10 protein-coding genes are annotated in these 14836 nt (G+C 27.4%); 6 read left to right on the top strand and 4 right to left on the bottom strand.

Translation table 11 applies throughout. The annotated features are described in order from the left end of the window. Positions 1-33 precede the first annotated feature (33 nt). The 3 genes from ABHQ57_RS12780 (at position 34) to ABHQ57_RS12770 (ending at position 3773) form a co-directional block, all read left to right on the top strand. A complete protein-coding gene (locus ABHQ57_RS12780; RefSeq protein WP_047788966.1) occupies positions 34-351 on the top strand; it encodes an Hpt domain-containing protein in 318 nt (105 codons plus the stop codon). A gap of 5 nt (positions 352-356) precedes the next feature. After that, complete coding sequence (locus tag ABHQ57_RS12775; RefSeq protein WP_047788965.1) at positions 357-1064, top strand: LytTR family DNA-binding domain-containing protein; 708 nt, start codon at positions 357-359, stop codon at positions 1062-1064. Between the two features lie 114 nt (positions 1065-1178). Beyond that, complete coding sequence (locus ABHQ57_RS12770) at positions 1179-3773, top strand: T9SS type A sorting domain-containing protein (protein ID WP_167713706.1); 2595 nt, start codon at positions 1179-1181, stop codon at positions 3771-3773. A 4-nt stretch (positions 3774-3777) separates the two neighbouring features. On the opposite strand, the gene ABHQ57_RS12765 is transcribed toward ABHQ57_RS12770, so the two are convergent. After that, positions 3778-5784 carry a tetratricopeptide repeat protein gene (locus tag ABHQ57_RS12765; protein WP_389863881.1) on the bottom strand — a complete coding sequence of 669 codons (2007 nt, stop codon included), beginning with the start codon at positions 5782-5784 and terminating at the stop codon, positions 3778-3780. Between the two features lie 206 nt (positions 5785-5990). Here ABHQ57_RS12765 and ABHQ57_RS12760 point away from each other — a divergent pair, with 206 nt between their 5' ends. The 3 genes from ABHQ57_RS12760 (at position 5991) to ABHQ57_RS12750 (ending at position 8859) form a co-directional block, all read left to right on the top strand. Continuing rightward, positions 5991-6269 (top strand): STAS domain-containing protein, encoded by a 279-nt coding sequence (locus ABHQ57_RS12760; protein WP_159491304.1) that lies wholly within the window; start codon positions 5991-5993, stop codon positions 6267-6269. A gap of 19 nt (positions 6270-6288) precedes the next feature. Further along, positions 6289-7545: an oligosaccharide flippase family protein gene (locus tag ABHQ57_RS12755; protein ID WP_167713708.1), complete on the top strand. Its 1257-nt coding sequence runs from the start codon at positions 6289-6291 to the stop codon at positions 7543-7545. Positions 7546-7641: 96 nt separating this feature from the next. Beyond that, positions 7642-8859: a glycosyltransferase gene (locus tag ABHQ57_RS12750; protein ID WP_047788960.1), complete on the top strand. Its 1218-nt coding sequence runs from the start codon at positions 7642-7644 to the stop codon at positions 8857-8859. Here the strand turns inward: ABHQ57_RS12750 and ABHQ57_RS12745 are convergent. Genes ABHQ57_RS12745 through ABHQ57_RS12735 form a run of 3 tightly spaced genes read right to left on the bottom strand, consistent with a single transcriptional unit; the run spans position 8849 to position 14663 of the window. Then, a complete protein-coding gene (locus tag ABHQ57_RS12745; RefSeq protein WP_167713709.1) occupies positions 8849-10366 on the bottom strand; it encodes a cellulase family glycosylhydrolase in 1518 nt (505 codons plus the stop codon). The two genes, ABHQ57_RS12750 and ABHQ57_RS12745, sit on opposite strands and share 11 nt — an antisense overlap. Next, a complete protein-coding gene (locus tag ABHQ57_RS12740) occupies positions 10360-11571 on the bottom strand; it encodes an Ig-like domain-containing protein (RefSeq protein ID WP_047788958.1) in 1212 nt (403 codons plus the stop codon). Before ABHQ57_RS12740 ends, ABHQ57_RS12745 begins: the two co-directional genes overlap by 7 nt. Before the next feature lie 2 nt (positions 11572-11573). Next, positions 11574-14663: a hypothetical protein gene (locus ABHQ57_RS12735; protein ID WP_167713710.1), complete on the bottom strand. Its 3090-nt coding sequence runs from the start codon at positions 14661-14663 to the stop codon at positions 11574-11576. Between the last annotated feature and the right edge of the window lie 173 nt (positions 14664-14836).

Below are 14836 nucleotides of genomic sequence, written 5' to 3'. Positions count from 1 at the left end.
TTATAAAAAGTAGAAGCCCCCAAAATAATAAGTATGGAAACCCCGAATTTAAACTATGTTAATGAGTTAGCAAGAGGAGATGAGTCAATAAAAAATACATTGATAGATATAATAAAGACTGAATTTCCAGAAGAAAAAAATGATTATTACGAGAGCTTAGAGGAGAGAGATTGTAAAAAATTGGAAGATAATGTTCATAGAATTAAACATAAAATTAGTATTTTAGGTCTTGAAAAAAGTTATGAATTAGCTAATGAATTTGAACATAATTTAAGAGATAATAAGATTGATAAAGTTGATGAGTTCGAAAAAATATTAGTTATAATAACAAATTATTTGAAAACCATTTAAATTTTATGAATTGTATTATTATTGATGATGAAAAGTTAGCAAGAGCTATTATCAAAACTTTGTGTGATGATATAAGTACTATAAATGTATTAGGAGAGTTTTCTAATGCTTTACAAGCAATTAAATTTCTAAATGAAGGGCACAAGGTAGATCTTGTTTTTTTAGATATTCACATGCCTGATTTTACTGGTTTAGATTTTGTAAAAACCCTAAAATCACCACCCCTAGTTATTCTTACAACATCTGACCCTAAGTTTGCAATTGAAGCTTTTGAGTATGAATGTATAATTGATTATCTATTGAAACCATTGGATGTTAACCGTTTGAAAAAATCAGTAGAAAAAGCTCATAAGAAAAATATAGAAAAACCATTAGAAAAAATAGCTTCACCTACTGAAGTAAAAAATGATTTTTATATAAATATAGATAGGCGCCTTATTAAAATAGATTTACCTTCAATATATTTAGTAGAGGCTAAAGGAGATTATATAAATATAAAAACAGAAGAAAAAAATTATATAGTACATTCCACACTAAAAAAAATAGAAGAAAAGTTGCCTGATACATTGTTTTTAAAAGTACATCGTTCTTATATAATTAACTTAAAAAAAATTATAGATATAGAAGATAATAGTGTTTTAATAAAAAAAGATGTTGTTCCTGTAAGTAGATCAAAAAGACCTGAGTTAATGAAGCGTTTAGATTTACTGTAGCATTCCATCTAAATAAAAATGCATTTCGTCTATACTAATAACTAATACAACGTGTTGTAAACTTTTTAAAGTGTTAATAGTCATAGTTTTGTGATATATCAAACACAAAATATTATGAAAAACAAAACTATACTATTAAAAAAAATATTATACATTAAAATAATATTACTTTCTTTTTCAAGCATAGCACAGGAGCCTTTTAATTGTGTGTACGATGCATATTTATTTCAGTATAACGATGTTTATTCTATTGATTTAGCATCAGGAAATTCTTATTTAGTTAAAGAAGATATTACCCAAGGAAACATAAATGCAGCAGCCTATAATCCAACTGATGGATATATTTGGGGGTCTTTAACTAGTCCAGAAAAAACTATTGTTCGTATTGGAAAAGATTTTTCAACAACAACTTTATATGTAAATGAATTACCAACAAATAATAGGTATGTGGGTGATATTAGCTCAGAGGGAGTATATTTTTTAAAAGGAGGAGGGACTACTTTTTACAAAATAGATTTAAACCCTAACTCGCCAACATATGAAAAACACCTAGAAACCGAAACATTATCTCAAAATATCAACATTCACGATTGGGCCTTCAATGCGGTAGATGGAAATTTATACGCAGTAGAAAAGAAAACAAATATTTTATACAGAATAAATCCAAGAACTTATGAAGTTGAAGCACTAGGAGTAGTACCAATTCTTTCAGGGCTAAATTACACTTATGGAGCAGTATATTTTGATTTATCAGGGCGTTTTTACGTATCAGCAAATCAAACAGGAACAATTTACGTAATTCAAAATGTACAAGATATAAAGCTGCCTACCGATATTGAGTCAAATTTATTTGCTTTTGGACCATCAAGTGCTAGTAACGATGGTGCTAGATGCCCAACTGCACCAGTGCCACAAGAAATATGTGATAATGGGATTGATGATGATGGAGATGGATTAGTAGATTGTCAAGATCCGTCATGTTCAGGTTTTGGAGTATGTGGAGTAATGTTAGCTCCTACATCTGGAGGTAATGAAGGAGGATTGGAAAGTAATGGAAGATTATCTGAATTAATTAATAAGAGGAACTACAATAGAACCAAGGTAAATTATAAATTTAATAGAGCAAGTGCAAGAAAATTAAAAAAGTCAGCAAAGTATAGCAAGAGGTCAAAAGGAGAAATTATGTTAGAAAGTTTCATCCCTTTAGAAGTAATAAAGGAAGATAATGTAATAGAATCAACACCAATAGACCTGTTGGCTATTACAAATGCTACAGAAATTTATTCAGTAGATTATATGAAAAACGATGTTCCTGTAGCTTCTATATTAGCAATGAAAACCGAAAATGGAGTTTATGAACATTCAAAATATATCTGTGATCGTTTACTAGGGGCAGAGTTAGTTTCAGTATCAACAATTGAAATTAAAGGAAAACAGTTTATAAAATCACTAATAAGAAATGCTGATAATACAGTTGAGTTTGTGTTAAGCTTATCAGCTAAAGCAACAAATAATGAAACCCATTTTTCTATAGAAAGCCATTGGAATTTAGATAAATATGAAAAAGATATTACTTTTTATAATTTTCAAATATGGTCAAACTCGTTAGATGATTTATATCTTCTTGCTGATGAAGTAATTAATTTATTAGAAGTAGTAAAACCAATTTCAGCTTATTATTTATCGTCTGCACCAACAGTTTTTGTTAGAAAAGGTAAATATGTTAATGGAATACTTGATCTAGAAATAATTAATACAAATAAGAGTGATAAAGTAACTTTTGACTCAGGGTTTAGAAGAACAGAAACAGGTGCTTTTAATAAAGCAAGTCAACCATTAAATTTAGAAGAAAATTATATTACAAATATAAAAGTACCAACAGGAAATTTATTTGATATAGGTTTCAGAATAGGTGATGGTATTGCTACTCCAGATGATTTATTTATGTCTGATGGTCCTTGGGGGGTTGATGACTCACAAGAAAACACAACCATAGTAGATTATAATGTATTTCAAAATGAAAATAAATTTAGTGAAGATGATTTCCCTATAGAGAGGAATATATACTTAAAGGCAACAACAGAAAGTTATTTTGCTGCATATAGAGCATTAACTCCACGTTTTAGCGCTGTAGATTTATCTGACTACAATAGTTTTAACTTTAAAGCAAGAGGTAATGGTAATGTAGAAATAGTTTTATTGAAAAAAAGTATAACATCATGGGAAAATCAATTTAAAACAACAATATTATTGACTGATGAGTTAAATGAGTTTAAAATTCCTTTTTCAGAATTTAAGTCAAAAAATGGAGAAGAACTATTATTAAACGATATAACTACAATAACATTTACAATGACTTCAGATGATGGCAGTATGGTAGTTAAAGAAATGAATTTACAAGATGTTTATTTTTCTAAAAATAGTAAATTAGAGGTGTCAAACTTTAACTTACAAACTAATCAAGTTAAAGTAGTACCTAATCCTGTAAAAACAGTATCTAAAATTTATTTTAACTCAAAGTATGAAGAGTTGGTTAATATTAATATATATAACTCAATGGGTAGGATAGTAAAAACTATAACTTTTGAGGCTAAAATAGGAGAGAATATAGTTTCTTTTATAAAAGGAGATCTTAAAACAGGAATATATTTATGTAAAATAATAGGAACAAAACAAAAGTATAAAACAGTTAAATTATTAGTAGAATAAAAAATTAAAATAATTGACTGTTAAAAAGAGGTTTTTTGAATAAATACCATTTAAAACGAATTCCAATCTCAGAAAAAACAAAACCAGCAGCTGTAGTAGATGCAATATTACTTTGATTTCCAAAAACGTTCAAAAAACTTCTTCTATTTAACTTATAACCTATTTTACCTTGAAGACGGTAAGTACTTTGTTTTTCGTTATTTTCAATAAATTGATAACCTACAGCTGCTGTTAATTCATAAAACCATTTATGTGTTTTAGTATCATTTTCATTTTTAATTATATTTAAGAAGAGCTCAGAAGCGTTAAACTCTTTTGGACTAAAATACAGTATTGGAACTTGATTTTTAAAAGAAATATATTGATAGTTAAGACCTATCTTTAAAGAAGGTCTCTTTAATACATTGTAGTATAAAGATGTAAAAAGTAAATCTCTTTTATTATTATCATTTTGTGAAGTGTAATAATATTGTGTAAACCATCCCAAATTAAAGTTAGTATTTAAGTTATAATTAACAACAAAATTATTTTGAACAATTTCTCTTGCTATTAAAGCAGCATTAAAATTTTGAACCTCTCTTTTGTAAGCAAAACTTAAATTTTGAAGTTTAAAAGGTTTTATGTGTAAGCTTACATCTGTAAGTAACTGTTTGTAAGAATTTACCTTTGTGGTAGAAGAAGTTATTCCAATACTACCATTGAGAGTAATGTTGTTTTTAAGTTGATAAGAAGCTCCTAGTAAAAGGTTATTGGAAGTAGCCTCATCTTCGGTATCAGAATTATTAGTTGTTCTGTAGGTATAATTAGCTGAAAATTTAAGTTTAGTATTTACTGGAAACTCAACGTTGGTTAAAAAAGAATAAGCGTTATTATTACCATTATCAAAAGAGTATAATACTTTAGTTTCTGTAAAAGGAGTAAAGGTTTTATTTAAATTATTTATAAAATTTAAGGCATCTTTTTGGTTGTTATATATCTGTAGAGTTCTGTATGCACTATTGTAAGCTTTTTTATAATAACCAAGAGCTTTTAATGTGTTAGCCTTACCAAGATTACCGTCAAAAGAAGCAGTGTCTTTTTTTAAAATAGTATTATAGTCAGTAAGACTTTTTTTAAAATTACTCTTATAAATATTTAAGGTAGCCCTTAAAGAAAGCATCCAGTTTTCTGGAGTTTCTTTTGTAGCTAACAGTTTATTTATTTCTTTTTCAGCCAAACTATACTTTTGATTCCAAATCAAAGCTTGTATATATCTTTCTTTTGTTTGATTTATAGTTTTAGCATCGGTAGTTATATGTATATTTTTAATAGCTTTTTCACTAATTTTTAAGGACTCCTTTTCTTTAAAATTTAAATGATTTGTGAGTGATAAACCATTTAAAGAAATTAAATAATTTTGGGGATTATTACCAATAGCGAGGTATGTTTCTTCAGCTTTTTTTAATTGTTTGGAAATAAGATATAGTTCTGCTAAATTGAGTAATGTTTCTTTATCATTAGGAAAAAAATGTAAGTTTTTCTTTAAGTAGTTTTCAGCAATAGTGTATTTATGGTTATTTTTTAAGAAATTAGCATAACCTAAATGAATATATTTTTTAGATAATAAAGCATTATTATTTTTTGGGGAAATGATTAATGCTTTGTTAATGTAAATTAATGCTTCTTTGTATTTTTTTAAGTTTGATAAGGTGTTGGCATAACCTAAAAGTACTGTAAAGTTTTTTGGAGCTTCTCTTAATAATTGTTCATAATATTTTTTAGCAAAGGTATAATTGTTATCCCATAATAATGATTCTGCATAATTTATCTTAATTTCAAAATCATTAGGAAATTTTTTTAATAAATTTTCAAATAATAAAACAGCTTTTGTTGGATTTCCGTTTAATCCAACGGCTCTTCCATAACATAAGTTTGCAGTTTTATTGTTTGGGTATGTTTTAAGAATTTCTTTAAAAAATGCAAGAGCTTTATCGTATTTACCTGTCTCTAAATATGTGTAACCTTGTTGCATGTCTTGAGCAAGGCTATGTAGACTAATAAAAAAAAATATTAGAGGGGCAATATATTTAAGTTTCATATTATTTTTTTGTTAATGCAAGTTAAGCATTAGTATTTAATCTTTCATCGAAAGTAAATTGTTTTTCGTCGATAAACTGTTTTTTTTGAGGATATTAAGGAGATATTTGTAGTGTTAATAACCTATAAAAACTTTAAATCATGGCTTTACAAATTTCAGAAAACAACGGAACTTTTTATTTAAACGGAAAAATTAACAGTACAACAGTTAGATCTTTCATAATTCATTTTGAGTACTGTATAGAAAAGTGTAAAAATGTTGTAATTAACATTGATAACGTAAATGAGATTGGAGTAACAGGCTTGAATGCTATTAAAACATTAATGGCAATTGCATTAAAACAGCATAAAATGTTCTCTGTAGTAGGGTATGGATGCAAAGAAGTTTATGATCATTTTTATTCTTCACAAGTAGCTTAACAACAAAATAGCAATCAGTATGATAGCAATAACAAAAAATAATTATAGAATTAACTCAGAGCATTTATTTATGATAAGTGCTCTTTTAGTAAATGGAGGAAATTATATTTATAACCTATTACTAGGTAGAATTCTTGGGCCAGAAAAGTTTGCTGATGCAGCAATTATGATAACTTTTTTATTAGTGTTTTCTTTTGTCGCTATGACTTTTCAATTAGTTACAGCAAAATTTTCTGTGATATTTGAGCAAAAAATTCTTAAGTCGTTTATTTATAAGATGAATAGAATAGCTGTCATATCTGGAGTTGTTTTAGGTATAGCAATAGTTTATTATTCTAAAGACTTACAACTTTTTTTTAAAACAACAACATCTAATATGTTCGTTATTTTTGGAGTAGGGGTTCCATTATACTTTTTAATGAGTATTAATAGAGGTTTTTTTCAGGGTAAAAAAAAATTTGGAGCTTTAGCAGTTACTTATCAATTAGAAATGATAAGTAGACTGGTGTTTACACTAATATTATTATATTTTTTAGAAATAGATTCATCAATACTTATTGCAATAGGTATTTTTTGCTCTTTTTTATTTGGGTTAATACCTTTCAAGATTCAAAAGATAAAACCAATAAAAGAAATTAAATTAAGTGTATCTCAAAGAAAAATGATACGTAGCTTTTTTTTAATTACTGTTTTTTATGAGCTTACTCAAATAATTATTAACAATAGTGATATTTTATTGGTAAAACATTATTTTGAGACTTATGATGCAGGTTTATATGCTTCACTAGCTTTAATAGGTAGGGTGGTTTATTTTGTAACGTGGATGTTTGTAATGTTATTGTTACCAAAAGTAGTACAATTAAAAAAGGAAGGCAAACCCACACGTTCAATTTTATTAAAAAATGTAGGTTATATTTCATTGCTAATTGTAGTATTAGTTGCTGTATGCTCTCTTTTTCCTAAAGAAGTTGTATTAATATTATTTGGGAAAGATTATATAGCTATAGCTCCTTTATTATGGAAGTACGCACTTGCTACGGGAGTTTTTGCAATATCTAACGTTTTTGCATACTATTATCTATCTTTAGATAAATACATACCAGTCGTAGCATCTGGTATTTTTGGGTTACTACAAATTATCTTTATAGTCTTGTATCATAACACATTAGGTCAAGTGGTAAATATGCAAATTTTAGCAATGACACTATTATTAAGTTTACAATTAAGTTATTTTCTTTTAAGAGATACTAAAAAACCAACAACATCTAAACATTAATACCATTAAACTACAGATATCTGTATTTCAACTAAAAAAAGGGCTTAACTTGTTGTTTTGTAGGATCTTTGAAATGTAAATTAAACAATACTAACCATGAGACTAGCAATTGTAACAGCATATCCACCAAGTAAAGTAACGTTAAATGAATATGCATATCATTTAGTTAAAAACTTTAGACAAAAACAAGAAGTAACGGAGCTTATATTGTTAACAGATACAACCAAAGAAATAAAAGATGTTAGTTTTATTGAAAATGGCTGCAAAGTAACAGTAAAAGAATGTTGGAAATTTAATAGTTTATTTAATATTATAACAGTAACTAAAGCTATTAATCAAGTAAAGCCAGATGCTATATTATTTAACCTACAATTTATGAAGTTTGGAGACAAGAAAATTCCTGCAGCTTTAGGCTTAACTTTACCACTGGTTTGTAAACTAAAAAAAATACCAACAATAACTTTGTTACATAATATTTTAGAGCAGGTAGATTTAAAGAGCGCAGGTTTTACTTCTAATAAGCTTTTACAAAAAACTTATAACTTTATTGGTACTTGTTTAACAAGGTTAATTTTACAATCAGATACTGTAGCTGTAACTATTGAAAAATATGCAGTGATTTTAAAAGAAAAATATAAAGTTAAGAATGTAAAGTTAATACCTCATGGTACATTTGAAATTCCAAAAAAACCATGTTACGAGTTGCCAAAAGGTCCCATGAAAATAATGACTTTTGGAAAATTTGGAACTTACAAAAAAGTAGAGGCTATGATTGAAGCAGTTGAAGTAGTGAGAAGTACAACAGGATTGAATTTAGAAATAGTTATAGCTGGTACTGATAATCCGAATGTAAAAGGGTATTTAGAAGGAGTAAAGGAAAAATATAAAAATGTATCTCAGATTGTTTTCACAGGATATGTAGAAGAAAATGAAGTAGAAAATTTATTTAAAGAAAGTGCTGTAGTAGTTTTTCCTTATACCTCTACAACAGGCAGTTCTGGAGTTTTACATCAAGCTGGAAGTTATGGAAAAGCAGTTGTAATGCCTAATTTAGGAGATTTAGCATTGCTTGTAAAAGATGAAGGTTATAAAGGTGAATTCTTCGAACCAGAAAGTGTAACAAGTTTAGCTAAAGCAATAGAAGCAATCGTAATAGATGAAAATTATAGGGTAGAATTAGGTAAAACAAATTATAAGGCGGCAACAAAATATCCTATGGAAAGAATAGCAAGTTTATATCTTGAAGAGTTTTCTAAAATTATAGAAACAAAAAAAATAACATCAAAAAACTTAGTAACCAATTCTACTGTTTAGAAATATATTTAAAAGAAGGTTTCTTTTCCCCATTATTTTTAATAAACCCGAATTTTTTTTGTGGGTTTACTCTCCAAGGGCGTTTACCTACAACGCCCTTTGGTATTTTACTAAAATCGTATAAAGTCCAAGAAAGAAAAGGAATATTGTTTGTTGTTAAAATATGCTGCATGTTTTTAAAATATTCAGCTTGTTTTTTTTCAGACCCCTCAAAAAAATTCCATATACCACTATATGAAGACATACCAAACTCTCCTAAAACAATGGGTTTGTTAGGCAAATTAGATTTTAACTTTTTATACTTTTTCTCAAACATTTCTAAATTATCATAATAATGGAAAGAAATAAAATCTAATTTATCACTTAAAAGGTGAGCACTTTCAGTGTTTGACCAGCCAATAGTTACAGGGTGTTTTGTATCAATGGATTTAACCAAGTATAATAAATGTTCTAACCAAGGAATAACGTTTTCTTTCCCTCTGGATTTAAAATCTAAATTAGGTTCATTTTTTAAATCCCATGCTAAAATGGCATTATGGTTTTTAAATTTTGAAACAATTTTCTCAGCATGTTTGAAGGTAAAAGTCCAATCTAGCACATCGTAATTTCCATAAAAATCAAACAGAGTAACAATTACCTTTATTCCTTTTTTATCAGCTAAATTTAATAGTAAATTGAGTTTTTTTAATTTGTTTTCATCCACATTTTCCTTCCCGAAATCGTCATAAGGAACAAATATCCTAATAGTATTTAAATTTACTCTTTTTATAATATTAAAGTCTTCTTCAATAATTTTTAATTCAAAATTATCACCAAACATGCTCCATGGAGTAGCTTGAGGGTAATAATTAATACCTTTAATATTAGTATATTCTAGATTTGTTTTCTTTAAATCTTCTTGAAAAGAAGATGAACCTTCTTTAACTAAATGTCTTATACGCCAAAAACCATCTTCAAGTAACAAAATGGCTTTATAGTTTGAAAACTCTGTAGTTTCATGAATATTATATTTATTTTTAATTATTCTTTTATACTCTAAAACATTTTTATCTTCTAAAACAGCTAATTGTCCGTCTTCACTAAAAAAAACAATATCAGGATTATGCTTTAGAGTTGTAGCGTCTATTGTAATGTTTAGGGAATCGTTATATTTAATGATATTCTGTATATTTTTACGAGCATTTTTAGTGTAATAATCGTTTATACCTGTAGTAAGATTAGATTTATAAGCAATATGTTTAACATACCAACCATCTAAATAATCTTTTTCAATTTCAGTTAAGGTTTGTGTATCCATAATTCTACCTTCATTTCCATCTTTTACCCAGGTTATTTTAGGTATGTAATTACGAATATCTTTTAATTCGGTGTGTAATATTTTACTTCTATCAGCACCTGTGTTAAGGTAACTGTATAAAGAGCTAATTAAAAAAAGGAGCATAGAAATAATAATAATGTAAAATATTATTAAAGATGAACGCATTATGTTTTTATCTATACCTACCATAGTTCTATGTTTTTAAATTCTTTGTAAATACCAGCAGCGTCAGTAGTTATTTTATATATCCCTTTTGGTAAAATATTAGGGTTTAAGTTAAAATATACATAACCATTTTGTGTTTCTTTGATGAATTCTTGTATCAAGATGTTGTTTTGGTATAGTGAAACTTTAACCTTTAATCCATCAGGTATCATTTGCCCCATAAAACTTTGTAATGGTCCTATACTAATAGTTCGATTCTTTTCAGTAAAAGAAACTATATAATTTTTAATAGCCTTTTTATAATCTAATATTATCCTATCACTTTCAGCAATTCCAATAACATAAGCTTTTACAGACCATTGATCTTCATAATCTGGATGAACTATTTTTGCAGTAGCAATACCGTTGATAGTAGTACCTGATGTTTTCAATACATTTCCTTTACTATTAGTAATAAAAAAATCTACAAAACTACCATCACTTATAATATTATCATTAGTGTCTTTTAATTGTGATGTATATAAGGTTGTAATTTGATTTCCATCTGCATACTTGTGATGTCTTTTAGCAAAAACGTTAAAATTAACAGGAATTGCAGGCATTATATTAATATCATATTCCTTAGAGTGTAATTTAAAACAGTTTGAAGAAATTAAAACTCTACCGCTTTTTGTAGGAGAGTATATGTTTTTGTATGCGATTAAGTTTTTAGTAAATACTTTTTCTTTTTGGGTATCTGTTAAAAATTGTTGATTTATTGTAATAGGGGTGTTTTTTTTAAGAGGATTGTCCAATATATCTGTTGGTATGGTAACAATCATTGCATAATCTTTTCCACCTGCTTCTATACTAGGGGGACCTAAGTAGGTTTCTATAAATGTAGGTTTATTTTGTGCAATTATAGTAATCTTACCAGAAAGTACTTTTTCAGTATTAATGAGTGACCAGTTAATGATACCTTTTTTTTTGCTTAAAAACATTGGAATATCAAAGATTAAAGAATCTTTTTTAGAGGGGGTAATTATAGTGCTACCATAACTATTAGCGCAATATAGTTTGTATTTTGTAGATTTATGAGTATTAAACTTTAGTTGAATTAAAGTTCCTGCTAAAAACTCTTTTTTTGTGGATAATAACTTTAAAGTTGTATTATTACTTTCATTGTATTGTGCGTTTACACAACTAATAAATAAGCATGTGATACTAAAAAAAAACTTCTTTTTAAACATCGTTACTTTGGATTTCCTATAAAGTTATTCATTTCAATTTTTACATATTTATATTTAGGGTGTGAAATTTTTTGCAATTCTGAAAAAGCGTGATTTTTAACCCTATTTGGAATCAATTTGTTAGAGATTTCTTCGTTGGGAAGTCCATTAACAAAACAATTTTGCATATCATCATTAATAAATATGATTTTTTTATCTTCTAACAATTTATAATTAAAATGTTTTTTGCGTTGTTGTCTAATGCCACTTTTAATAAATAAGTGATCTACCCAAGCTATTTTTTTATCTTTATTATAGTATGTAATGATTAATTGAGGTACGGTAATCTCTTGAATTCCACTGTTAAACAATGTTCCTTTTATATTTTTTTCTTCTATAATAAGCTCACTTAAGGCAAGGTCTTTATATAAATCAGAATTAGAAACATTTCCAGCTGCTTGTAAATTGAATTTAGTAGGTTGCTCTTCAAACTCAATAGGTGTAAACTCATCAGGATTAAATGTTTTTGGTATGGAATCAAGTGTTTTGGACCAGGCTATACCTTCAAAATTAATCCTAAAAGAACTAATCTCTTTAGGCATTAGTTTATGTTTTATATGATACTTTGCATTATAAGTAGCTAATTTTTTATTCGAATCATTATATAAAGTACCTTTAATAACAACATCTGCAGGTACATTATCTATGTTTTGTATTTCACCAATGATAGCATAATGATTATCAAATTTCACGAGCTTAGCTGTAACGATTTCTAAAACAGGTTGTTTTAAAACATCTTCATGGTGAGTTTGTTCAGTTGTAATTCTTTTTCTTCCTTGATTAAAATATCCTGTTTTATTATTTGAGTAAAGTTGATCAGGAGGTAAATCAAAATCAATTACATCAGGTTGTAAAAACCATTTACCGTTTAGTTTAATAGCCGTTTTATAATCTGTTTTATTAATTTTTTCTAAAGGTGTAATCCATTTTGTATGCACAGTTATAGTAGCTAAGCTATCTGTTTTTTTAGTAACAACAGTATTTAAAGCGTCTAGTTTAGCATAAGAGCTTAATAAACCATCAGTAACAGAGACTTCTAACATATATTGTGCTATTGAAATATTACTTTTTGGATTAATAAGGTTGTAAGCTTTTTCAAATTGTTTAAAATCTAAAGCATCATAATAAGATATTACAAGGTTTTCGGGCGATTGCTGTGTATTGTTTTCAAGATAAAATTTATACATACCAAAAAAAGAAATAACAGTTAAAAACAGTAACCATATATGAGCAAAGGGTAATACTTTTTTTGTAAATCCAGAGTAATTTTTATAGGCTTCAATACATAGCAAGTAAGTATTCTTTCTCATTTTTATGTGCTTGTTAAATAAACTCTTGACATTTAAAAGTAAAGCGAAAATAACAGTTAGAAAAGGAACTGTTCCCCAAAGTAATTTTTGCCATATAGCTACATCTTCTTTTGGTAAAATAGAAGAGAGAGGTGGAATGTTTAATTTTTCCCAAACTATTATACCGTTTTCTAAAGGAGATAATCTTTGCCAACCACAGAAATATAAGATGGGATCATAAAATTTATCATTAGAAAAAATATATTTTAAATTATACTTTTCTGGAGTTGTTAAAAATTGTTGAAGCGATCCAATACCGGCAATACCTTTGAATTTTGAATTTTCAAGTCGTTCTATAGGCCTTGTTGTAAGTTCTGGTAAACGTCTTGCAGAATGATAATTTCCATCTACAGTCATAGCGTTTGTTTGAGCAGATAACCATGCCATTTGATCTCCAAAACCAAGTGTAAGATAACGCCATTGGTCGTGTTGATCTTGGTTTAGAAAGTTAATAATAGGCAACATTTTTATTTTTTGAGGCTGTGATGGTCTAAAATAGCCAAGACTCATTGTAAAAATAATAGTAAATAAAAATAAAGAGGCTATTAATCCTGCAAGTAAACGGTGGTAAATTCTTCCTAATTTTTTATGAATAACGTTTTTTAAATCACCATGTATAAAGTGATAGGTTATTTCTCCCAAAAGTGGTATTGCCATAATAGAAGCCCATAGGGTAAACCTATCTAAGGTTAAAATATTAAAAGCATTTTCGCCCAAAAGTTTTAAAGGAACTGGGGTAGTACCTCCTGTTCCTAAAATAAAAAGCATAGTAAAAGAAATACCAATAAATAAAAAACGCTTACTAAAATATCTATAAAAAAAATAAGGAAGAAAAACTAAAAGTATTCCCCAAGGAATCATAAAAAAAACCAAACCAGAAGATGTAACTTCTAGAAAATTATCTCTAGAACCATGTGGTATTGGAATTTGTGTAATAGGATTTTTTTTAGAGTTAATCCAGTAAGGTAGTAAGCACCCTACTATGATTACTAGAGCTAAAATTATAAAAAGGATATTATACTTAAACTGAGATTTAAATTTAACTAAGAATAATTTAAATGTAATTTTCTTATACGATTTAACTTCATCAAAACAAACATCCATAATAACCATTCCTATTAAAGGTAAAATAAAAAATACCATTCCAAAAATAGGAGTAACATGATGCGAGGTTACAGTAACTGAAATTAAAGAAAGAGATGTAAGTAAATATTTATATTTTTTTGTTTTTAACCACAAATAAATCTCGGGTAAAGCATGCATTAAAACAGAAACACCAATAATACTGGGTAATTGTCCAAAAATATGTAGTGTTTCTAAAAAAGAAGAAGAAAGAGCAGCTGTAATTGCTGCATAACCAGCTATTTTTTTATTAGCAGTTATAAGTAGAGAAAAACGATATGCACCAGAAATAAAAAGTATAACGCCTATTATAGCTACAGTAAAAAGCCCAAATTTTAACCCTCCTATATACGACAAAGCAGCAATTGATTGATGTACCAGAGGTGGGTAGCTCATTACCGTAAATCCAGTATACCATTTGTAGTTCCAAGGCTCAAACCAATTACTTGCATAATGCTCTGCAAAAAACAAATGTATTAGAGCATCATATGTGTTTTCTAAGGTAAAAAAGATAAAAGAACCATGAAAAGCTATACCCAAAAGAAGCGCTAATATTAAAAGTTTGTTTGATTCCTTTCTCATTGAAATTTATATAGTTAGCTTTTGTTATTGTAAATATAAACGATTTAAAGATATAATATTTTTTGTTTAACTAAAGTAAACTACCATTCGTCTAAAGAAAACATCCCTTTAAGTGTTGTAAGTCATTAAAAAAAAGATACATAGCTATTTTTGGATCAAATAACTGTTAAAAA

The organism is Tenacibaculum sp. ZH5_bin.1, from assembly GCF_042865525.1.
Classification (GTDB): Bacteria; Bacteroidota; Bacteroidia; order Flavobacteriales; family Flavobacteriaceae; genus Polaribacter; species Polaribacter mesophilus.
The sequence above is the reverse complement of the archived record's forward strand: the minus strand, read 5'-3'. Positions and strand labels throughout refer to the sequence as shown.

What these genes read in the sequence shown, in the direction of transcription:
- ABHQ57_RS12765 (WP_389863881.1), bottom strand. Translation starts at nt 5,784, where the DNA reads ATGCAACAAGGTTACACATATTTAGAGACAGGTAAATACGATAAAGCT.
- ABHQ57_RS12750 (WP_047788960.1), top strand. Translation starts at nt 7,642, where the DNA reads ATGAGACTAGCAATTGTAACAGCATATCCACCAAGTAAAGTAACGTTA.
- ABHQ57_RS12775 (WP_047788965.1), top strand. Translation starts at nt 357, where the DNA reads ATGAATTGTATTATTATTGATGATGAAAAGTTAGCAAGAGCTATTATC.
- ABHQ57_RS12760 (WP_159491304.1), top strand. Translation starts at nt 5,991, where the DNA reads ATGGCTTTACAAATTTCAGAAAACAACGGAACTTTTTATTTAAACGGA.
- ABHQ57_RS12735 (WP_167713710.1), bottom strand. Translation starts at nt 14,663, where the DNA reads ATGAGAAAGGAATCAAACAAACTTTTAATATTAGCGCTTCTTTTGGGT.
- ABHQ57_RS12770 (WP_167713706.1), top strand. Translation starts at nt 1,179, where the DNA reads ATGAAAAACAAAACTATACTATTAAAAAAAATATTATACATTAAAATA.
- ABHQ57_RS12740 (WP_047788958.1), bottom strand. Translation starts at nt 11,571, where the DNA reads ATGTTTAAAAAGAAGTTTTTTTTTAGTATCACATGCTTATTTATTAGT.
- ABHQ57_RS12745 (WP_167713709.1), bottom strand. Translation starts at nt 10,366, where the DNA reads ATGGTAGGTATAGATAAAAACATAATGCGTTCATCTTTAATAATATTT.
- ABHQ57_RS12780 (WP_047788966.1), top strand. Translation starts at nt 34, where the DNA reads ATGGAAACCCCGAATTTAAACTATGTTAATGAGTTAGCAAGAGGAGAT.
- ABHQ57_RS12755 (WP_167713708.1), top strand. Translation starts at nt 6,289, where the DNA reads ATGATAGCAATAACAAAAAATAATTATAGAATTAACTCAGAGCATTTA.